Source organism: Sneathiella glossodoripedis JCM 23214 (assembly GCF_000616095.1).
Lineage (GTDB): Bacteria > Pseudomonadota > Alphaproteobacteria > Sneathiellales > Sneathiellaceae > Sneathiella > Sneathiella glossodoripedis.
The window spans coordinates 541,841-562,392 of record NZ_BAMS01000001.1 but is presented as its reverse complement, the minus strand read 5'-3'; the positions used below and the strand labels follow the sequence as shown (position 1 = coordinate 562,392).

Annotated in this window: 19 protein-coding genes and 1 pseudogene; 5 read left to right on the top strand and 15 right to left on the bottom strand. The window is 47.4% G+C overall.

From position 1 onward, the window contains the following. Positions 1-8: 8 nt before the first annotated feature. The 8 genes from JCM23214_RS02845 to JCM23214_RS02810 form a co-directional block, all read right to left on the bottom strand. Positions 9-2,096, bottom strand: coding sequence for a sensor histidine kinase (locus tag JCM23214_RS02845; protein ID WP_025897439.1), 2,088 nt, complete (start codon positions 2,094-2,096; stop codon positions 9-11). 174 nt (positions 2,097-2,270) lie between these two features. After that, positions 2,271-3,566 (bottom strand): adenosylhomocysteinase, encoded by a 1,296-nt coding sequence (ahcY, locus tag JCM23214_RS02840; protein ID WP_025897438.1) that lies wholly within the window; start codon positions 3,564-3,566, stop codon positions 2,271-2,273. A gap of 164 nt (positions 3,567-3,730) precedes the next feature. After that, positions 3,731-4,021 (bottom strand): HPr family phosphocarrier protein, encoded by a 291-nt coding sequence (locus JCM23214_RS02835; RefSeq protein WP_025897437.1) that lies wholly within the window; start codon positions 4,019-4,021, stop codon positions 3,731-3,733. Between the two features lie 18 nt (positions 4,022-4,039). Next, entirely contained in the window at positions 4,040-4,444 is a 405-nt protein-coding gene (locus tag JCM23214_RS18795) for a PTS sugar transporter subunit IIA (protein ID WP_037492564.1), read from the bottom strand. 33 nt (positions 4,445-4,477) lie between these two features. Beyond that, positions 4,478-5,341, bottom strand: coding sequence for an RNase adapter RapZ (gene rapZ, locus JCM23214_RS18790; protein WP_051547995.1), 864 nt, complete (start codon positions 5,339-5,341; stop codon positions 4,478-4,480). Positions 5,342-5,368: 27 nt separating this feature from the next. Further along, complete coding sequence (locus tag JCM23214_RS02820) at positions 5,369-5,818, bottom strand: HPr kinase/phosphorylase (RefSeq protein ID WP_025897436.1); 450 nt, start codon at positions 5,816-5,818, stop codon at positions 5,369-5,371. Between the two features lie 45 nt (positions 5,819-5,863). Further along, positions 5,864-7,594 carry a sensor histidine kinase gene (locus JCM23214_RS02815; RefSeq protein ID WP_025897435.1) on the bottom strand — a complete coding sequence of 577 codons (1,731 nt, stop codon included), beginning with the start codon at positions 7,592-7,594 and terminating at the stop codon, positions 5,864-5,866. 25 nt (positions 7,595-7,619) lie between these two features. After that, positions 7,620-8,318, bottom strand: a complete 699-nt coding sequence (locus JCM23214_RS02810; RefSeq protein ID WP_025897434.1) for a response regulator transcription factor — start codon at positions 8,316-8,318, stop codon at positions 7,620-7,622. Positions 8,319-8,724: 406 nt separating this feature from the next. On the opposite strand from JCM23214_RS02810, the gene JCM23214_RS02800 reads away from it, so the two are divergent. The 3 genes from JCM23214_RS02800 to JCM23214_RS02790 all read left to right on the top strand — a co-directional run bounded on the left by JCM23214_RS02800 (position 8,725) and on the right by JCM23214_RS02790 (position 12,126). Continuing rightward, positions 8,725-10,329 carry a phosphoenolpyruvate carboxykinase gene (locus tag JCM23214_RS02800; RefSeq protein WP_025897432.1) on the top strand — a complete coding sequence of 535 codons (1,605 nt, stop codon included), beginning with the start codon at positions 8,725-8,727 and terminating at the stop codon, positions 10,327-10,329. A gap of 102 nt (positions 10,330-10,431) precedes the next feature. Then, entirely contained in the window at positions 10,432-11,103 is a 672-nt protein-coding gene (locus JCM23214_RS02795) for an HAD family hydrolase (RefSeq protein ID WP_025897431.1), read from the top strand. Between the two features lie 93 nt (positions 11,104-11,196). Further along, positions 11,197-12,126, top strand: a complete 930-nt coding sequence (locus JCM23214_RS02790) for an AEC family transporter (RefSeq protein WP_025897430.1) — start codon at positions 11,197-11,199, stop codon at positions 12,124-12,126. Positions 12,127-12,135: 9 nt separating this feature from the next. Here JCM23214_RS02790 and JCM23214_RS02785 read toward each other — a convergent pair whose 3' ends face one another. The 7 genes from JCM23214_RS02785 to ubiE form a co-directional block, all read right to left on the bottom strand. After that, on the bottom strand, positions 12,136-12,915 hold the full coding sequence (locus JCM23214_RS02785) for a HesA/MoeB/ThiF family protein (RefSeq protein WP_025897428.1): 780 nt from the start codon (positions 12,913-12,915) through the stop codon (positions 12,136-12,138). 2 nt (positions 12,916-12,917) lie between these two features. Then, positions 12,918-13,871: a cysteine synthase A gene (gene cysK / locus JCM23214_RS02780; protein WP_025897427.1), complete on the bottom strand. Its 954-nt coding sequence runs from the start codon at positions 13,869-13,871 to the stop codon at positions 12,918-12,920. Positions 13,872-13,937: 66 nt separating this feature from the next. Next, the gene (locus JCM23214_RS02775) at positions 13,938-14,390 is read right to left on the bottom strand and encodes an RrF2 family transcriptional regulator (RefSeq protein ID WP_025897425.1); all 453 of its coding nucleotides are present in this window, start codon (positions 14,388-14,390) and stop codon (positions 13,938-13,940) included. Positions 14,391-14,401: 11 nt separating this feature from the next. Continuing rightward, the gene (gene dut / locus JCM23214_RS02770) at positions 14,402-14,860 is read right to left on the bottom strand and encodes a dUTP diphosphatase (protein ID WP_025897424.1); all 459 of its coding nucleotides are present in this window, start codon (positions 14,858-14,860) and stop codon (positions 14,402-14,404) included. Next, on the bottom strand, positions 14,857-16,071 hold the full coding sequence (gene coaBC / locus JCM23214_RS02765; RefSeq protein WP_025897423.1) for a bifunctional phosphopantothenoylcysteine decarboxylase/phosphopantothenate--cysteine ligase CoaBC: 1,215 nt from the start codon (positions 16,069-16,071) through the stop codon (positions 14,857-14,859). Before coaBC ends, dut begins: the two co-directional genes overlap by 4 nt. A gap of 84 nt (positions 16,072-16,155) precedes the next feature. Further along, complete coding sequence (ubiB, locus tag JCM23214_RS02760; RefSeq protein ID WP_025897421.1) at positions 16,156-17,763, bottom strand: 2-polyprenylphenol 6-hydroxylase; 1,608 nt, start codon at positions 17,761-17,763, stop codon at positions 16,156-16,158. 9 nt (positions 17,764-17,772) lie between these two features. Beyond that, on the bottom strand, positions 17,773-18,561 hold the full coding sequence (gene ubiE / locus JCM23214_RS02755; protein ID WP_025897420.1) for a bifunctional demethylmenaquinone methyltransferase/2-methoxy-6-polyprenyl-1,4-benzoquinol methylase UbiE: 789 nt from the start codon (positions 18,559-18,561) through the stop codon (positions 17,773-17,775). 92 nt (positions 18,562-18,653) lie between these two features. Between ubiE and mutM the strand changes: the two are divergent. Both mutM and JCM23214_RS02745 read left to right on the top strand, forming a co-directional pair. Beyond that, positions 18,654-19,481 (top strand): annotated as a pseudogene (mutM, locus tag JCM23214_RS26440) (bifunctional DNA-formamidopyrimidine glycosylase/DNA-(apurinic or apyrimidinic site) lyase). 149 nt (positions 19,482-19,630) lie between these two features. Next, positions 19,631-20,407, top strand: a complete 777-nt coding sequence (locus JCM23214_RS02745; RefSeq protein WP_025897419.1) for an enoyl-CoA hydratase — start codon at positions 19,631-19,633, stop codon at positions 20,405-20,407. Positions 20,408-20,552 lie beyond the last annotated feature (145 nt).

Genomic DNA, 20,552 nt, shown 5'->3' with positions numbered 1-20,552 from the left:
GGGTTGCTTTACCTCGGTTTAGACTCAAGACACAATTTTTCAGGCAATTGACAGTAGACAGTTGTTCCCGTGTTTTCATCAGATTCAAGCCACACGCGACCCTCATGCATCTCCACAAAACTCTTAACAAGGGAAAGACCAATACCCGCCCCTGCATTTTCATGAGTGGTATCACCCTTTGCAAATCGCTCAAATATGCGATCCTGAGCTTCTCTGGATATTCCAATCCCGGTATCAATTACCTTGATCAGCAAACCTTCCGCATTCCGCCCTGCTTCAAGATATACACGTCCTCCGGGTCGCGTAAATTTGATGGAGTTGCTGAATAAATTGAAGATCACCTGCTTGATCCGCCGCTCATCCAGTGTCGCCCAGCCCAAATCCTCGGAAATATCAAAATCGATTTGAATCTGCCGCTTTCTGGCGCGATCATGTACCATTGTAATCACGTTGGCAAGCAAGGCATGTACATCGACGGGCTCAAGTTCAAGCTCAATCTTGCCAGCCTGAATATTCGCCATATCCAGAATATCATTGATTAATGTCAGCAAGTGATTTGAGCTATCCAGAATGCCTTGGCCATATTCGTTCTGTTTAACGTTGAGTGGGCCGAAGAACTGTTTAACCAAAATCTCAGCAAAACCAATTATCGTGTTCAATGGAGTGCGCAGCTCATGACTGACGCTCGCGACAAACTCAGTCTTCATGCGATCTGCAGCCTGCAAAGCATCATTTCTTTCGGTCAACACCCTTTCGATCCTGAGCTGATCAGTCACATCGATATAGGTATAGAGCACGTTGCCATCAGGTAATGGAACGCGGTTATAATTTACTGTCCGTCCCGTAGGTTGTTGTAACTGACCTGAATACGCATCGCGCCGCGTCACGTTGGCAATATAGCGATCGCGTAAATCTCCGTTTTGATCCAGTTTCCACATATCGAAGATCTTGTCGATCAGCACCGATATATGCATATCCTCTTCCAGATATTCCTGCGGAATTCCCCATATCGTTGAGAAACCAGAATTATACAGCTTTAACCTTGCGTCAGATCCAAACACCGCAACCGCTTCGTACAAATTGTCAAGAGTTGCTCGCTGCACTGCTGTTTGAGTATTTCTGGCTCTCTCCAAAACAACCCTGTCCGTCACGTCTTCGAACATGAAGAACAATCCCCCCATGGAATGCGGAGCAATCACCGTTCTCAGCATCGTTTCATCGGGGAGCTGGACAAGCTCTTCTTGCATGCTGATAAGGTTTGTAAATAATGCCTTGCGTTTGGCTTTATAAGCAGAAAAGTCTGCCTGCTCAGGAAGGCGTCGCAATTCACGTTGTTTATCCAGAACTTCCAGAATTGTGGGTTTTTCCTGAAGAAATGCGTCACTTAACTTCCACAATTTTGCGTAAGTCTGATTATAAAATGTCAGTCGCAGGTCTGGTCCGTAAATAGCAATGGCGGTTGTTATATTCTCAAGAACGCTTTCCTGACCGCGCATATGCTCATTCATATCCGCAGCCATTTGTTCTTCACGGGAGACATCCTCCGCAAATCCCGCAAGCTGGTTTTCAAACTCAAGCGGTACTTCATGGACCCTAAAGCTTCGCAAATCTCCACCAACGACAAATTTGCGCAGTTCACTCTGCGTGGATTGAGTAACACGGGCTCTGGCTGCCAACTTACGAGCTTGATCAGGTTCTCTACTGGAGGCAAGCTCCGACACATCACCCAAGCTATTGGGCGGTCCGACTATTTCTTCGTATTTATTATTGTGCCAAACTATTCTGGATTGTTGATCCCTTCGCCAAATTGGGAAAGGTGCGGCATTCAAAAGATCAATATAGTCATCCCGTTCGGATCGCGTGTCCATAAGGATCGACTTAAGGCTCAAGATTTCTTTCTCTTTTTCCGCAGCTTCTTCACGGGAACTTTCAAGCTCTTCTTCAAGTAACCGCACCCGCTCGCCAAGTCGATCACTTTGTCCAAGCAGGGATAACGCTTTGCGACGCATCACGAAAAGGGCCATCGCCAAAATGATAACGATGAGAACCGTTAGCCAGATAATTACAAGCTCTGTAGACGAATAATCGATGCCCATTAACAGTTGTCCGACGCTTTCCCCTTTACGGCACTATCAACAAATCCTGCCGCTCCAGCAACCAGAGTTATCAAAAAAGAGTGCGCAATGACAATAGATTAAGCGTTCTGTTGTGAAAGCATAAAAAAAGCTGGCCGTTTTTTGGCCAGCTTTTCGGGATCAAACTCACTTGATTTAGTAGCGATAATGCTCTGGTTTGAACGGCCCCTGTTGTTTCACGCCGATATAAGCGGCCTGTTCTGGGGACAGTGTTGTCAGTTCGACACCCAACTTCGCCAGATGCAGACTGGCCACTTTTTCATCCAGATGTTTAGGAAGTACATATACGTCATTCTTGTAATTTTCAGAACGTTCCCAAAGTTCAATTTGCGCAAGCACCTGATTTGTAAAGGATGCGCTCATCACAAAGCTTGGGTGACCTGTAGCACAGCCCAGATTTACAAGGCGGCCTTCTGCCAAAACGATAATACGTTTTCCATCAGGGAATTCTACTTCATCCACTTGAGGCTTAACATTGTGCCAAGGGTAATTGCGCAGGGCTTCAATCTGGATTTCGGAATCAAAATGTCCAATGTTGCTAACAATTGCGCGGTCCTTCATCTGCCGCATATGCTCAATTGTAATGACGTCAATGTTACCTGTTGTCGTGACAAAAATATCACCAAGCGGAGCTGCCTTTTCCATCGTGACAACTTCATAACCTTCCATGGACGCCTGAAGTGCACAAATTGGATCAATTTCGGTAACGAGTACGCGTGCACCTTGCGAGCGCAGTGATGCTGCGGAGCCCTTGCCCACGTCTCCATAACCTGCAACCACAGCAACCTTACCCGCGACCATCACATCTGTTGCCCGTTTGATGCCATCGACAAGACTTTCACGGCACCCGTACAGGTTGTCAAACTTGGACTTGGTAACACTGTCATTCACATTGATTGCAGGAACTTTCAACGTTCCCGCCTTTGCCATTTCATATAACCGATGAACACCGGTTGTCGTCTCTTCTGACAGGCCTTTGATATCTTCCAGATATTGTGGATATTTCTCATGCATGATCTGCGTGAGATCACCGCCATCATCCAATATCAGATTTGGACGCCAGCCATTTGGCCCTTCAATGGTTGCTTCGATACACCACCAGAATTCTTCCTCACTCATGCCTTTCCAGGCAAAAACCGGGATGCCGGCATCAGCGATAGCCGCAGCAGCCTGATCCTGGGTCGAAAAAATATTACATGACGACCAGCGAACTTCCGCACCCAGTTCAATCAGAGTTTCAATGAGTACCGCAGTCTGAATTGTCATATGAAGACAGCCGGCAATGCGAGCACCTTTCAATGGCTTGCTAGCTCCAAATTCCTCGCGCAGCGCCATCAGGCCAGGCATTTCGGTTTCAGCGATCTTAATTTCCTTGCGACCCCAATCGGCAAGCGAAAGATCGGCAACCTTGAAATCTTGTGAAGTTGACATGGGATACTCTTTTCCTTTTGACATATCTGGTTGATCACGGGCTCAGATTGCGCATGACCATTGCTTAGCTGCGTTTATAACAGACACATCCAACACGATCAAGAATTACATAAAGACATCTTTATATCTTGATTATTTAATGGGAAATATGAAGCCAGTCAAACTTACTCTGTGCCGTCCTGATCTTCACCAAACTTGTCACCGACCAGTTCTTCGATTGCAGTCAGCGCCGCTTCTGCATCCGGCCCGCTAACAGATAGGTTAATCGAAGATCCACGGGAAGCCGCCAGCATCATCAGACCCATTATGGATGTTCCGGACACATTATTATCGTCTTTGGTTACGATCACGTTAGCGTCAAATTTTTCGACACATTTTACAAATTTTGCCGCAGCGCGAGCATGCAGACCGCGTTCATTTTCAATCAGGAGTGTTTTTTGCAAAGATTTGCTCATACTGACAAAACGATCCGGTCAGGATTTATTGGCCAGCAAATGCGACGCAACATTGATATATTTCCGGCCCGATTCCTGCGCTGCCGCAACTGCTTTCTCCATATCATCTTCACCGCGCAAGCTCGCAAGCTTGATCAACATCGGCAGATTAATCCCGGCAATCACCTCAACACTTGCTTTTTCCATAATGGAAATAGCAAGGTTTGACGGTGTACCGCCAAACATATCCGTCAAGATTATAACTCCCGAACCAGTCTCAACCTCAGATACGGCCTTCAATATGTCATTGCGACGTTGCTCCATATCATCATCAGGACCAATCGAGATCGCCCTTACCTGATCTTGGGGGCCTACCACATGTTCGGTGGCTGCAACAAACTCTTCAGCCAACCGGCCATGTGTAACCAAAACCATTCCAATCATTACATACGCCCTTTTAGATTCGCTTATCAGTTTTTACTCAAGATCCCGATGTATCAATTGCGTAAAATACCCATTTTCCATCATATAGCCATGAATATTTTCCGACACACACACAGATCGATGCCGTCCACCTGTACAGCCAATCGCGACTGTTAGATAGGATTTTCCCTCGGCCTTGTACCTTGGCAACAGCAAATCCATCATGGATTTGAGCTGCTGCAGAAACGGCCTGAAACTTTCGTCCTCTGATATATAGGCAACAACCTTATCATTTTGACCCGTAAGAGGTCGTAATTTTTCATCATAATAAGGATTACGCAAAAATCGCATATCAAAAACAAGATCTGCCTCGCGCGGGATCCCGCGTTTATAGGAAAAGGACATGACCGTAATTGTCATCGTCGGACTGTCATTCAGGCTGAAGCGCTGTATCAACTGATTGCGCAGATCGGGTAATGATAGCAACGTTGTATCAATCCGAATATCTGCTTGTCCCCTCAAAGGGCGAAACAGGTTCCGCTCTGCCTTTATGCCATCTGCTACTGGGCGCCCATTTGCCAACGGATGTTTACGCCGGGTTTCCGTAAAGCGACGCTGCAAGACATCACTGTCGCAGTCGAGAAACAATAATTCAACTGGGCTATCGGTATCGGATCGTAAAGTCTGCAACAATTCAGACAAAGCATCGACAGAAAACCCTCTTGTTCGGGTATCAACACCCACTACAATATTCATCCCACCAGCGCGACTGATATCACGCACCAGTGGCGACAGCAGGGAAAGCGGGATATTATCCGCAACTTCCCAACCCAGATCCTCAAACTGTTTTAAGGCTGTTGATTTTCCCGCACCTGAATAGCCTGTGATCAGAACAATTCTGGTATGCGCCTTTTCCATGCGATCTTCTGCCTTAATCAATATTTATTAGAAATCTGCACCAAGTTCAGAGGGCCATATCTCACTTCGGCGGTCAAGTGCCAATCGAATTCGGGCGGGTGTTGACGCTGCTCGATAATCAACATCCATCCGCGGAACCGCAATATTCAATAATTGTTCATATTGAGGCGGATCGGGCAACCTTTCAATTTCACTCACCTGTACAAGATCACAAACAAGAGCAACAGAAACACCACTTACGTAAGGCTGGGAAACAATACCAAGGCCCCGAACCTCTATCAGCCCGGCGATATTTTTGGGGGTGTGCGCCCAAACTTGGCCACCCAGAATTTCCAGCTCCACATAGTCATCGCAAATTAGCGTTGCCCCTTCGCCAATCAGCCGCAACGCCAAATCTGACTTACCAGCCCCCGAAGGACCTCGGAGCAAAATGGCTTGATTCTGGATTGCAACTGCGGATGCGTGGATCTTTTTCATTGCAAAATTAGGACATCTGATGACAGGGCTGTCAATGCAAATTCCCTAGTTAGGCAGTCGGACAGAAAAACGGGCTCCCAGAACCGCACCATCGGCACTCATTCGGTTGGTGGCCCGGATACTTCCCCCATGCGCTTCAACTATCAACTTGGAAATACTCAAACCCAATCCTGAATGCTGGCCAAAAACCTCGTCTCTCGGACGTTCTGTATAAAATCTGTTAAATATCGCTTCCAGCTTATTCTCTGGAATTCCCGGCCCCTGATCTTCTACATCAATCTGGACCCACTGATTTTTATTCAGATCCCGCTCCTCTTGCACACGTACCAGAACACGCCCCCCGTCAGGAGAGAATGAAATCGCATTTTCAATGAGGTTTCGAACGACTTGCCCAAGCCTACCCGGTACACCCTCAACAGTAATGTTGCTGGACGACACTTCAACATCAAGCTGTACTTTTCGCGGTATCCTGTCCGCCGAATACATCGCGACAACCCCATCGATAACCTCAACCAACGCAACAGTTTCCCCTTCCGTTCGCGATAATTCCGCATCCAGCCTGCTGGCGGAGGAGATATCGGTAATCAGACGATCCAGCCTTTTAACGTCACTTGAGATAACAGCCTGCAACTGTTTTCTTTTTTCTTCATCCTTGATCCTCTCAAATGTATCAATAGCTGTACCGAGTGAGGTCAAAGGATTTTTTAACTCATGGGCCACATCCGCGGCAAATGCCTCAATAGCATCCATTCGATCATAAAGTGCAGTGGTCATTTGCCGGAACGAAATAGACAAATCCGCAATTTCATCCTGTCGATCGGAGAAATCCGGCATTTCAACACGCCTGCCAATTCCAAGCCTAACTTTGTCTGCGGCCTCTGCCATTTCATGTATTGGCCGCGCAATGGTTCTTGCCAAATACAGAGACAACAACAAGGTAATAACAACCGTTATAGAAAATACTGTCAAGGTCATCACCTGTGCAGCCTGAACCGCGTCATCAATCGCACTCCCATCCTCGACCAGCATCAGGGCACCCAGAATTCTCTTAAAACCCTGAACCGGAATTGCTGCTGTCAACATAAGACGGCCGTCACGGGTCTGGCGAATAACAGTTTTCAGCTCTCCTTTGAGAGCTGTCTCAACCTCGGAAAAATCTTTCGCAGATACTGAGCGTTTTTCAGGAAACAACGGGTAATCCTGCGATGCAGGGATCAGACCTGCAAGAAAAGCGTATGTATTTTCATAGTATTTTTGCAGACTGCTGCGCTGATCTGGTGGCGGAAGTTCCTCCAGTATGATCTGCCTTCCTGCCGAAATCAGAAACCGACTATCCGCTATCAAGTCACCCTCACGATCAAACAGACGCGCAGGTGTATTCGTGACAACTGCCAAACGTCGCATCACGCGACGAATATTTCGGCTATCCAGATTAAAATAACTTGATCCACCTGAGAAAGTCATATCTGCGAGCGCAGCTTCACCTAGTGCCCCCGCAATCATCCGGCCGTTTGTAGTCAAAGCCTGAAGTCTGGCATCTATCAAGCCGGAGCGAAACTGATCCAGATACAGAATCCCGCCAGCAAGAAAAACAATCGAAAACAGATTGATTGCCATAATACGGCGGGACAGAGAGGAAAATGGGCTCCAGTTCCTCTTTTTAGGAGCCGCTTTCGTAGCTGACCTGCTTCGTTTGGCAGTGGATGCACTCTTATTAGAAGCGGGTAAAGGCAGCGGCTTGTCTGAGGCCTTTTCTGAAAACTCTGTGGCGTCCACTTAACACTCTTTCCAAAAATGACGACTAGTTTTCCTTGAAACGATAACCTACACCGTAAAGAGTTTCTATCGCCGAAAATTCCGGATCCACATTCCGGATCTTTTTACGCAGCCGTTTTATATGACTGTCAATTGTCCGATCATCTACGTAGATATTGTCATCATAGGCCGCATCCATCAACTGGTCCCTGCTCTTCACGTGACCTGGCCGATGAGCAAGCGCATGCAAAAGCATAAATTCTGTTACAGTCAATGTAACTTCCTGATCATCCCAGAAACATGCATGACGCACACTATCCAGTTTCAGACGCCCCCGAACCAGGACATCTTCATCTGCAGTTTCCTCAGAGCTTGCCTTGGCCTTGTGACGTCGAAGTACTGTCCTGATCCTTTCAACAAGAAGTCGCTGAGAAAAAGGCTTTTTCACATAGTCATCAGCACCCATTTTAAGACCCAGAAATTCGTCAATTTCGTCGTCCTTCGAAGTGAGGAAAATAACGGGCAAATCTGAAGATCGCCGTAGTCTATTCAGCATTTCCATGCCATCCATTCGTGGCATTTTTATATCCAGCACAGCCAGATCAGGCGGGCTTTTCTGAAATGAATTAAGCGCTTCTTCACCATCTGAAAATTTAGTGACCGAAAACCCTTCGGATTCCAGTAATATGGAAACCGTCGTCAAGACATTAAGGTCATCATCCACAAGGGCAATTTTGGTTGTCACAACAATCCCCTCCAAGGCCAGTCTGTGTCAGTTTAATGTAGCTGTAATCTTAATACCATCCTGCTTTTGTCACAATTGTGGCAGCATATGGACTTAACCGTGATTTTTGTCCTTAAACTGGTGTATGTTTCCATTATCATGAATCTTTCTTTTCAGCGGACATCGAAAAAAAGCGAAAAAATACCTGTCCGTTTAGTCAGGAAAAATCTAACCACAAATAAAAATTGGTTAATTTATTTCAAGATTTTTCGGTTTAAGAATCAAACGAAACTCATTTGAAAATCTTTCAAAAAAATTTCACTTTTTTGACAGTTTTCAAGGCCCTTCTCTTGCGAAGCTCCCGGGGGCTCCGTATCCTTTGAGCAAAATAGTCATCTAAAAAATACGGTTTGGCGGGAGAAGTGCGTTGGAAACTAAAGGATCTCGGATCAGCAGTTATGGTCTGGAAAATCAGGGGTTGGGAGGAGTAGGTGTCTCCCATTGGAATTTTACCGCTCCTGATCTGTATACAGAAGCTCTTAAACGGGGAGAAGCCAAACTCTCTGAAGGTGGTGCTCTTGTCGCAATTACCGGCCAACATACTGGCCGTTCTGCCAATGACAAATTTATTGTCGAAGAAGACTGCAGCAAAGAGAATATTTGGTGGGGTAAGGTCAACAAACCCTTTGAAGCCACAAAGTTTGCTAGCTTGCACAAAAAAATGATTGCCCATCTGCAGGACCGGGAAGTATTTGTGCAGGATTGTTATGCTGGTGCGGATAAGAACCATCGTCTGCGGGTGCGGATCATTACTGAATGCGCATGGCACAATCTGTTTGCCCGCAACATGTTCATTCAGCCTGCTGATGAAGAACTTGACGATTTCGTGCCGGAATTCACGATTTTGCAATGCCCATCATTTGAGGCCGACCCAGCAATTGACGGTACCCGTTCGGAAGTTTTTGTGCTCGCTAATTTCGCTGAAAAACTGGTGATTATTGGTGGTACATCCTACGCAGGCGAAATCAAGAAATCAGTATTTTCAATTTTGAACTACCTGCTGCCAGAGAAAAATGTCCTGCCGATGCATTGCTCTGTCAATGTGAGTAATGAAAATGAAAGCGCGGTCTTTTTTGGCCTCTCAGGCACTGGTAAGACAACACTTTCAGCAGATGCCAGCCGCATGCTGATCGGGGATGATGAGCATGGTTGGGCGGATGACAGCGTCTTCAATTTTGAAGGAGGCTGTTACGCAAAAGTGATCAAGCTCTCTCAGGAAGCGGAGCCGGAAATCTACGCGACAACCGGACGCTTTGGAACGGTGCTTGAAAATGTGGTGATGGATGAAAAGGGCCGGCTCGATCTTGATGACAACAGCCTTACCGAAAATACACGTGCTTCCTATCCGATTAATTTTATTCCTAATGCCAGCGAAACAGGAATAGCTGGTAACCCCAAAAACGTCATTATGCTAACAGCTGATGCCTTTGGTGTGTTACCTCCCATTTCCAAACTTACGCCTGAACAGGCGATGTATCATTTTCTATCCGGCTATACAGCAAAACTGGCTGGCACTGAAAAAGGATTGGGTAACGAGCCTCAGGCAACATTTTCAACATGTTTTGGCGCACCTTTCATGCCCCGTCACCCATCAGTTTACGCGAAATTGCTGGGAGAAAAAATTGAAGCCCACGGCGTAAATTGCTGGCTGGTAAACACCGGTTGGACAGGTGGTGCATATGGAACAGGTCATAGAATGCCAATCAAGCATACACGGGCGCTGGTCAATGCGGCTCTGGACGGTACATTGGCAAATGTGGATTTTGAAAAAGACCCATTCTTTGGTCTTTCCATCCCCAAATCCGGCGAAGGTGTGCCTTCCGAAATTCTGAATCCGCGGAATACTTGGGCAGACAAAGATGCCTATGACAAACAGGCTGCACATTTGGTCAGCCTGTTTATCGAAAACTTCGAACAGTTTATCGAATATGTCGATGATGAAGTCATGAGCTCTGCGCCGAAACGCGCATAAGATCAATAAACTATTTAAGTGTTACAACCCCTCGCAGCTGGCGGGGGGTTTATTTTTGCGCTACTGTCCACGTCTCTTTGCGGACAAAGACAGGGGTTACATTTGCGAGGCGCAGTTATTTTCGACATGGATGGATTGTTGCTGGATACAGAACGGATCGCCAAGCGAACCTTCCAGGAAACCTGCGTACATTTTAATGTACCTTTTGAAGACGAGATTTACTCGCGCTGTGTTGGCAGTAACCTGGTACGTACTGCAGATATTCTGTCAGCATCCTATCCGGAATTTCCCAAAAAGCCGTTTATGCAGGCGTGGAATGAGCTTTATGTACAGGAAGCCATCCTCAAACCTGTCCCCGTCAAACAAGGGGTTCGGGAGTTTTTAAATTACCTGAACGAAAACCATATTCCTTGCGCTGTTGCGACCTCATCCCCTCAAAAAAATGCAACTTTGAAACTGGAACATTCCGAACTGATCGACTACTTCCAAGCCCTTACCTTTGGCGATCAGGTATCCTCCAGCAAGCCCCACCCGGAAATATACCTCACAGCAGCCTCTCGTCTTGGCATTGCAGCAACACACTGTTTGGCGCTCGAAGATTCTGACAATGGGGTGCGTGCAGCGGTTGCCGCTGACATGCTGGTGTATCAAGTACCAGACATATTAGAACCGTCGCCGGAAACCCTGGCCCTTGGACATCGGGTAGTACCATCCGTCGCAGACGTTCATAGAGACTTTTTCGCCGCCACTCAAGAGGGTACAAACCCAATATAGTAGAAATTGCTGGTCGCTTGGCACTTTGATTGTTAGACACTAAAGGAAAGAACATAAAGAAACACGCCAACCGGTCTATTCAGGTGCCCTCTAATGTGGTCAATATCACTGTCCATTGTCCCCATCTTTCTGTTGCTGATACTGGGTTACATTTTCAGACGCAAAGCCTTTCCTGGTGAAAGCTTCTGGGGCAATGCTGACAAGGTCACTTACTGGATTCTCTTCCCCGCGTTGCTTTTCTATCGAACAACAACCGCGCCCCTTGGAGGTGAAATAGTTGGCAGTTACACCTTTGCTCTCCTCGGGGCTCTATGTGCCTGCTCTGTATTTGCGGTTTTGATGTCGCGGCTGTTCAAATTAAACAACGGTTTAAGTGGTGCAATCTTTCAGGGAGCAACACGCCACAACACATTTATCGCGTTCGCAACCGCAGACATGCTTTTTGGAAATGAAGGCCTTTTGCTGGCGGCTGTTGCAACTTCAATTCTCGTCCCTCCGACAAACCTGTTTTGTGTCACTGCGCTGGTAAGCTATCAAGGTGGTCATGAGGGAAAACTCAAACGTCGTCTTCTGCAGGAAATCATTCGAAACCCGCTCCTTTTGGCAATCGCAGCAGGGGTAACCCTGAATCTGACTGGAGTTGGAAAACTTCCGATTATTCATGACCTGGCGGACATTCTTTCGCGTGCAGCTCTTCCATTTGCCCTGCTGTGTGTTGGTGCGGGCTTACGTATTCGGGCGATGAAAACCGAATATATTTCACTGATTATCGCAAGCGTCAGCAAGTTAGTTATTTTTCCGGCCATCATGGTTGCAATTATCCATCTCACTGGATTAACCGGCGTGGCTGCAATTATACTGATCATATACGGTGCGGTTCCTACGGCTAGCTCCGGATATGCGCTCGCAAAGCAATTGGGCAGCGACTCAGAAGCCACCGCTGCCATCATCACCATTCAGACACTCTTGTCGATGCTGACCTTGCCAGTCTCAATCGCGGTAGCATCCTATTATTTTCTATAGGGTCTGAAATCAATATGAAGTGATTGAGGGTGTCTTACCGCATAACGGACAGCCCGGATCTGGCTTGACCCTTACCTTCCTGAAATCACTATACAAAGCATCATAAATAAGGAGCGAACCTGACATGCTCTGACCGATATCGAGGAGTTCTTTAAGAACTTCGACTGCTTGCAAGGACCCCATCGTCCCCGCAAGTGCGCCCAGTACTCCCGCCTCACCGCATGTTCGCGCCACATCATCAGGCGGAGGGGCAGGAAAAATGCATCGGTAGCAGGGATGCTCCGCACCTAAATAGGCCTTGTAAGTCGAAAGCTGACCCTCAAATTGGAGCATAGCTGCTGAAACAAGCGGCTTTTTTAGAAAATAACAAGCATCATTGATCAGAAAGCGGGTTTCAAAGTTATCTGATCCATCCGCAATCAAATCATATTCGCCAAACAACTGCTGAACATTATCACGCGTCAATCGTTCCGAATGCGGAATAAATTTAACGTCCGGATTAATATCGGCGACTGTCTGCTGTGCACTGAGAACCTTTTCTAATCCTATATCTTTGGTTCCGTGAGCGATCTGCCGCTGAAGGTTCGAAAGATCAACCACATCATCATCCACAAGGCCAATGGTGCCAACGCCAGCCGCCGCCAAATAAAGCACAAGGGGTGACCCTAAGCCACCCGCACCGATGATCAGCACTTTCGAGCCCAGCAGTTTTTGCTGCCCCATACCCCCGACTTCACGAAGGACAATATGTCGTGCATACCGATCAAGCTGATCATCGCTTAAAGCCATTACTAGATTCCGTCGAACAAAGCTGTTGTCAGATATCTTTCTGCGAAGGATGGAATAACAACAACGATGTTCTTTCCTTCCATTTCAGGCCGTTCTGCAACTTCTACCGCCGCTGCCAACGCCGCACCGGATGATATACCCGCAGGGATTCCCTCTTCACGGGCGAGCGCACGTGATGTTTCAAAAGCCGTCTCGTTGCCGATAGTCAGAACTTCGTCGATCAGGCTGCGGTCCAAATTTTTTGGAATAAAGTTTGCGCCAATACCCTGAATTTTGTGGGGACCAGGCTGACCACCAGAGAGAATAGGACTATCTTCGGGTTCCACTGCTATGATACGAATGTTTTCATTATGCCCTTTTAGAATTGTTCCCACACCCGTAAGTGTTCCTCCGGTTCCAACCCCCATAATAACAGCATTAACGTTACCTTCAGTATCAGTCCAGATTTCTTCGGCTGTTGTTACCTTGTGAACAGCAGGATTTGCCGGATTTTCAAACTGCTGCGGGATCACAGCATTGTCCAGCTCTGCAACCATTTCCTCTGCCCTTTGTACGGCACCGTTCATGCCCTTTGAAGCATCGGTCAGCTCCAGATTGGCGCCTAGAAACTTAAGCATCTTACGACGCTCAACAGACATGCTTTCTGGCATCACAAGGGTCAAATCGTATCCCTTGGCAGCACAAACAAATGCGAGCCCAATCCCTGTATTTCCAGAGGTCGGTTCAATAATACGGGTATCCTTGTTGATTTTTCCTGCCTCTTCCATTGCTTCAATCATGGCAAGGGAAATACGATCCTTTACTGAAGCAAGTGGGTTGAAGAATTCCAGCTTCAATAACAAGTTGGCCTTGAGATTGCGATTGGCGGCAAAACGATTGACACGAACAAGGGGGGTGCTGCCGATGGTATCAAGAATACTGTCATAAATCTTGCCGCGCGGCTCTATCTTCTTCATGGGGAAACTCCGTCCTGTTGATTGAAGGGCCCTTGGACCGTTATTGGGGAAATTGTTTATTCAGACCTAAATACTAAAATCACTTGTCGGTGCCGGATTAGCGTCGCTGCAGTCCTCCTCAGCCTTTCGGCACAGATCTTCAAGTGTTACACTATCAAGCTGTTTGAGCAGGGCGTCCTGTGCATCCATCCATAATGGGCCCACCACCTTCTGTCCGATTTCCGAGGAAAATATCTGGATATCACCGTCCGCCTCATCAGCGGCACTAATTACACGAACAATATCGCCTGCCGTTATTCGGCGGCGCTCTCGGGCTAGCCTGTATCCGCCGCGCGGGCCCCGTACCCCTTTGAGTATGCCAGCATGAACAAGCTGTTGCATAACCTGTTCAAGATATCTTTGAGGAATACCCTGCCGGCGGGTAATTTCTTTTGACTGTACCGGGTCGGGCCGTGCATTAAACGCAATATCCACAACAGCCTCTAGGGCATACAGCATCTTTTTTGGCAGATGTAACATCCAACTTTCCTTTATGCTGTTGAAACACCGGTGGAGCCAAAGCCACCCTCACCGCGCACGGTTTCATCAAGCGTATCTACTTCTGACCACAAACCGCGGGTTACAGGAGCGATCACCATCTGGGCAATTCGATCTCCACGTTCAATCACAAAATTCTCATCACCAAGGTTGATCAGAATTACGCCAACTTCACCGCGGTAGTCAGAATCGATCGTTCCCGGCGAATTGGGGAGGGAAATTCCTTTCTTAAGCGCCAGTCCTGAACGAGGCCGCACCTGCGCTTCATAGCCATCTGGTAACGCGATTTTAAATCCTGTCGGTACCAGCGCTCTTTTCCCGGGCTCAATCACAAGTGGCTCCGTCACAGCAGCACATAAATCCATGCCTGCGCTTCCCCTTGTCTCGTAGGAGGGAAGCGGTAGACCTTGCCCATGATCCAGGCGAGAGATTTTGATTTCTATGCTACTCATGATTTGTCTTTCGAAAAATACTCTACAATTTGGTTTGCCAACTGCTTTGCAACCTGATCTTTAGTCTGTTTTGGCCACTGCTCCTGATCAGACTGTCTGATCAAATGAACCTGATTACTATCGCCCCCAAATGTACCACTGGCTGGGCTTACATCATTCGCCACGATCCAATCGCAGCCTTTGCGTGCCAACTTTGCTTTACCATTCTCGACAACGTTTTCTGTTTCCGCAGCGAAACCGATCACCAACTCTGGCCGTTTATCAGCTGATTGGCTGATCGTTGCCAGAATGTCAGGGTTTTCACTGAGCGCCAATTCAGGAAGAGCCCCTTCTTTTTTCTTTATTTTTTGACCAGACGCGTTCGCGACCCGCCAATCGGCAACTGCGGCCGCAAATATGGCGGCATCAGCAGGTAAATTTTCTTCCATTGCAGCGAGCATATCACTTGCACTTTGCACATCGACCCGTTTCACACCAGGCGGACATTCAAGCCTTGTAGGCCCTGAAACTAAAACAACATCAGCGCCCTGCTTTGCCAGCGCAGCGGCAATTGCATACCCTTGCTTACCCGAAGAGCGGTTTGCAATATAGCGAACAGGATCAATAGGTTCATGAGTTGGACCTGCGGTCACAAGAATTTTCCTGCCCTTTAAAGCATTTGAAGAGATACCACTGAAAAACTCGTCAATTTTGTCTGCGATTTCCAGCGGCTCCGCCATTCTTCCTGGGCCATACTCTCCGCACGCCATATCCCCCTCATCAGGTCCTATAACCTGCACACCATCGGAATGAAGTGTCGCCAAATTTCGCTGAGTGGCAGGATGCTGCCACATTCGAACATTCATAGCAGGGGCAATCAGAACCGGCTTATCCGTTGCGAGAAGGGCCGTGCTTGCCAGATCATTGGACAAGCCATTTGCCATCTTAGCCATCAAATCTGCCGTCGCGGGTGCAACCACCACCAAATCGCTTGAGCGGGACAATTCAATATGTCCCATTTCAGTCTCATCAGTCAGAGAGAAAAGGTCGGTATACACCTTATCACCACTAAGCGCCGCCAGCGATAGGGGCGTTACAAACTCCTCACCCGCGCGAGTGAGAATCACCCGACAGGCATAGCCTCGTTTGCTTAGCTGTCTAATCAGCTCAAGACACTTATAGGCGGCTATTCCGCCGCCAATGATCAACAAGACTGATTTTCGTGAATCCAAGACACCCGCCTATTTTACCGTTATTTTATGTGAATAAAATAGTAACCGTAATATTTTTGTGCAAGTTATAATTTACCAATTCAGCTATACTGACAAAAAGACATATAATCCAATGGCCCCACTGGCAGCGCCAATCAAAAACATCCAGCCTTTTCCAAACGCAGAACCGCCAGAACCAGTTGATCCGCTCTGTTCATGTTTTCCGCCGGACTTTTCCTCAAGCTCACTTAGCAAACGATCAGCCCTGTTTACGAGCCCGGGTATTTTCTTGGCAAAAGTCAGGCCATCATTCACTATATCTGCCAGCTTCGCCTCCGGCCCCATATTTTCGCGCATCCAGTTTTCAACTGTTGGATGGGAGACCTCCCAAAAATTCACATCCGGGTTCAAGCTTTGAGCGACACCTTCCGCAGTTACCATGGTCTTTTGTAGCAACAGCAACTGAGGTTGCGTTTCCATCTCGAAGGTTTCAGTGGTCTGAAATAACTGCACCAGAAGTCTAGCAATAGATATTTCACTAACAGGTTTACCCAAAATTGGCTCCCCGATGGCACGGCAAGCTTGCGTAAACGCATCCAAGGATTTGTCTGGCGGAACGTAACCTGCTTCGAAATGAACTTCCGCAGCCCGGCGGTAATCCCCAACCAGAAATGCATAAAGCATCTCTGCCATAAATAGCCGCGTTTGCCGATCCATTCTGCCCATGATCCCAAAATCAACGGCGACCAATGTTCCCGCATCAGTTACAAACAGGTTTCCATGGTGCATGTCAGCATGAAAGAACCCATCTCTGAGGACTTGATGTAAAAATACCCTAATCACGTTTGCAGACAGTTTTTCAAGATCGTGATCGGAATTTTGCAATGCATCCCTATCAGAAAGAGCGATTCCGTCTACCCTGCTTTGCGTCATCACCCTTTTACCAGTGCGTTGCCAGTCAATCTTGGGAACATCAAAATCGGGATCATTTTCAAAATTTTGACCCATTTCAGCGGCGGCGGCAGCTTCAAGTCGCAAATCCATTTCAAGAGATACAGAATGTTCCAAAATCTCCACGATTTTACGCAAACGCAAGCGGCGAAAGGCGGGTTGAAAGCGCTCAACCATATCTGCAACCCAAAAAAACAGTCGCAAGTCCCTCTCAAAGGCATCTTCAATCCCCGGGCGTAATACTTTTACAGCTACTTTTCGCCTGAAGGTTTCTAGTGCCTCTGGATCTTCTGGCGTTGGTGCGGCGACAGTCTCCGCAACTTCAGCGAAATGAACTTGCGCAATTGACGCTGCCGCAACCGGTTTTTCGTCGAATGAAACAAACAGATCATCCAGTTTCTCACCTAATTCAAACTCGATGGTTTCTTTGGCCTCCTCGAATGAAAAAGGGGGGAGTTTATCCCTTAAGTTTCCAAGATCCTGAGATATTTCTTCACCGAGCAGATCCGATCGCACCGATAGCGCTTGTCCTAACTTGATAAAACTGGGCCCCAATTCCTGCAGCGCTCGTGCAAGCCGCTCTCCTTTGCGCATATGCTTGGATGATTTCGCTCCAATGGCAAAAAGAGGCAACAAAAACAAGCCGAGCTTCACGTGGAAAGGTGCCCTCTCAAGTTCATTTGCCAAGAACAGGGCATCATGCTTGGCGAGGATACGCAGTACCCATAAAAGGCGGAAAAAATTCCGTAGGCCGTTAAACACGCTTTCCCCCTATATCCGCCAGGCGGAATGAAGTGCAGCAATGCCGCCGGACAAGCGCCGGTACTTGACCTGCCCAAGACCCGCCACCCCGATCATCTCCTTAAATTGATCCGCGTCGGGAAATTTACGAATACTCTCTACCAGATACTGATAGGATTCCTTGTCGTTAGCGACAACGCCCCCAATTTTTGGCAAAATATTGAATGAGTAAAAGTCATAAAACTCTTTCAATCCCGGCAGTGTCACCTTACTGAACTCCAGACACATGAACCGTCCACCCGGCTTGAGTACTCGGCGTGCTTCTCTCAATGCCATGGGGATATCCGTTACATTTCGAATACCAAACGCGATGGTGTAAGCATCCACCGATTTATCGGGCATAGGCAATTTCATGGCATCCCCATTTACCCAGCGATATCCATTTATTCGGCCCTGATCGATTGCTCGGCCCTGCCCAACGGACAGCATATTATGATTGATATCAAGGACGGTAACCTGACCATCTTCATCGATACGATCCATAAACTTGAAAGAAATATCGCCTGTACCACCCGCCACATCCAGCAGATGCTGTCCCGGGCGTGGATTTAACCAGTCAATCATTGCGGTCTTCCAAAGCCGATGAACACCTGCGCTCATCAGATCATTCATCAGGTCATAATTTTCAGCTACACTGTCGAAAACGCCGCGCACAAGTCCCGCTTTTTCTTCAACAGCCACATTCCGAAAACCAAAATGCGTTGTTGAGGAGGGATCGCGGTTATCCTCCGTATTTTTAGGCTCTTGTGCATCTGCCATAATTGTCCCCGGGGCGGAATGAATTGGTAAAAGTCTGTTTTGCGTAAAATAAGACCATAGCGCAAGTCTCTATTTAGGTCTAATCTGCAAGGATGCCAGAATTACCTGAAGTCGAGACAGTCGCAAGAGGGCTAGAAAAAGCACTTCTTGGCGATAAGTTTACGAAAATCACCCTTAACCGCTGATCTTCGTTTCCCATTTGCACCTGACTTTTGTGAAAAACTAAGTCACAAAGAGATCAAATCCATTTCACGCCGGGCAAAATATATTCTGATGACCCTATCAGATGGAACCGTTATGATTGGGCATCTGGGGATGTCAGGCAGTTTTCGAATTGAACCAAAGGGCGGTGATAGCTTGATCGCCATGACCATATTGTCTTTGTAACCGAAAAAGGGGTGCGCGTGCGCTATCATGACCCCCGACGTTTCGGGTTTATGCTGCTCACGCATATCAATGAGCTATCTAAGCACCCACAAATTTCTTCCATCGGACCTGAGCCTCTTGGCAACAAATTTAATGGTCCCGTTTTGGCAAAAGCACTGCAAAATAAAAAAGGACCTGTAAAGGTGGCTCTTTTGGATCAGAAGGTCGTAGCAGGCGTTGGAAATATTTATGCATGTGAAGCTCTATACAGATCCGGCATTTATCCAAAACGTGCAGCGAATACAATTAAAGGAGTTCGCGCAGAAAGGCTGGCCACTGCCATTCGCGATGTTCTAAATGAGGCGATCCTCTCGGGCGGGTCAACATTACGAAACTACAGCAACACAGATGGCGAACTTGGGTATTTTCAGCACAGGTTTCGCGTCTACGGGCACGAAGGCGAACCGTGCCAGAACAAAAACTGTTCACAACATATCCGCCGGATCACACAATCGGGTCGTTCAACCTTTTACTGCTCTTCCTGCCAACGATAAGGGCTTTTAATTCTGATCCTTCTTAACTAAATCACTGGACATCCATCTAGTGGCGACGATAATGGCGCCACTATTTTAAATGTCCGGGCGTTTTCACAATCGGTTTACCTTTATGCCCGGATGTAGAGTTGTCATAACAGGAGCTGAAAATGGCTTATAATAACATCATTGTTGAAACTCAGGGTGAAGTTGGACTGATCCGTCTGAACAGACCACAGGCGCTCAACGCACTGTGTCAGGAACTCACCGAAGAAATGGGCGAAGCATTGCGGGCCTTTGAAGCTGATGACAATATTGGTGCTATTGTCATAACCGGATCTGAAAAAGCCTTTGCGGCAGGGGCTGACATTAAGGAAATGAAGGACAAGTCCTTTATGGATGTTTACAAGTCCGATTTCATTACAGCCACATGGGAAGAAGTGCCGCGTTGCCGCAAACCTGTTATTGCCGCAGTTGCTGGTTTTGCATTGGGCGGAGGATGTGAACTTGCCATGATGTGTGACTTTATCATCTGCGCCGATAACGCCAAATTTGGGCAACCTGAAATCAAATTGGGCACAATACCCGGTGCAGGCGGTACGCAGCGACTGACCCGTTTCGTTGGAAAATCCAAAGCCATGGAAATGTGTTTGACGGGCCGCATGATGGATGCGGAGGAAGCGGAACGTTCCGGGCTGGTCAGTCGAGTGGTTCCGCTTGACGATCTGATGGACGAAGTGATGAAAACAGCGGAAACCATCGCCAAGATGTCTCGCCCGACTGTGATGATTTGCAAGGAAAGTGTAAACAAGGCCTACGAGACAACTCTCAAAGAGGGAATCATGTTCGAACGCAGGGTTTTTCATTCGACTTTTGCAACAGAAGATCAGAAAGAAGGCATGGCGGCCTTTGCTGAAAAACGCTCCCCGTCCTTCAAACATCAGTAAATACTGTGCTTAATATTCACAAAAACAGTGTTTTTTGGGGAAAAAGCATGGAAATTGCCATTTCTGTCAGATTTAACAGATTCTCCTGTTGACGGCGCATAAATGGCTAGTTATAACCCGGCTTCCGAAATTCGAAGCTAATGTA

Bases quoted from the DNA above. Each gene is read 5' to 3' on its own strand.
- JCM23214_RS18795 (WP_037492564.1), bottom strand. From the start codon at position 4,444: ATGATTGGAATGGTTTTGGTTACACATGGCCGGTTGGCTGAAGAGTTT.
- JCM23214_RS02820 (WP_025897436.1), bottom strand. From the start codon at position 5,818: ATGAAAAAGATCCACGCATCCGCAGTTGCAATCCAGAATCAAGCCATT.
- ahcY (WP_025897438.1), bottom strand. From the start codon at position 3,566: ATGTCAACTTCACAAGATTTCAAGGTTGCCGATCTTTCGCTTGCCGAT.
- cysK (WP_025897427.1), bottom strand. From the start codon at position 13,871: ATGAAGAAGATAGAGCCGCGCGGCAAGATTTATGACAGTATTCTTGAT.
- JCM23214_RS02785 (WP_025897428.1), bottom strand. From the start codon at position 12,915: ATGGCTTTAAGCGATGATCAGCTTGATCGGTATGCACGACATATTGTC.
- JCM23214_RS02790 (WP_025897430.1), top strand. From the start codon at position 11,197: ATGTGGTCAATATCACTGTCCATTGTCCCCATCTTTCTGTTGCTGATA.
- JCM23214_RS02835 (WP_025897437.1), bottom strand. From the start codon at position 4,021: ATGAGCAAATCTTTGCAAAAAACACTCCTGATTGAAAATGAACGCGGT.
- JCM23214_RS02745 (WP_025897419.1), top strand. From the start codon at position 19,631: ATGGCTTATAATAACATCATTGTTGAAACTCAGGGTGAAGTTGGACTG.
- ubiE (WP_025897420.1), bottom strand. From the start codon at position 18,561: ATGGCAGATGCACAAGAGCCTAAAAATACGGAGGATAACCGCGATCCC.
- JCM23214_RS02775 (WP_025897425.1), bottom strand. From the start codon at position 14,390: ATGTTACATCTGCCAAAAAAGATGCTGTATGCCCTAGAGGCTGTTGTG.
- dut (WP_025897424.1), bottom strand. From the start codon at position 14,860: ATGAGTAGCATAGAAATCAAAATCTCTCGCCTGGATCATGGGCAAGGT.
- rapZ (WP_051547995.1), bottom strand. From the start codon at position 5,341: ATGGAAAAGGCGCATACCAGAATTGTTCTGATCACAGGCTATTCAGGT.
- JCM23214_RS02845 (WP_025897439.1), bottom strand. From the start codon at position 2,096: ATGGGCATCGATTATTCGTCTACAGAGCTTGTAATTATCTGGCTAACG.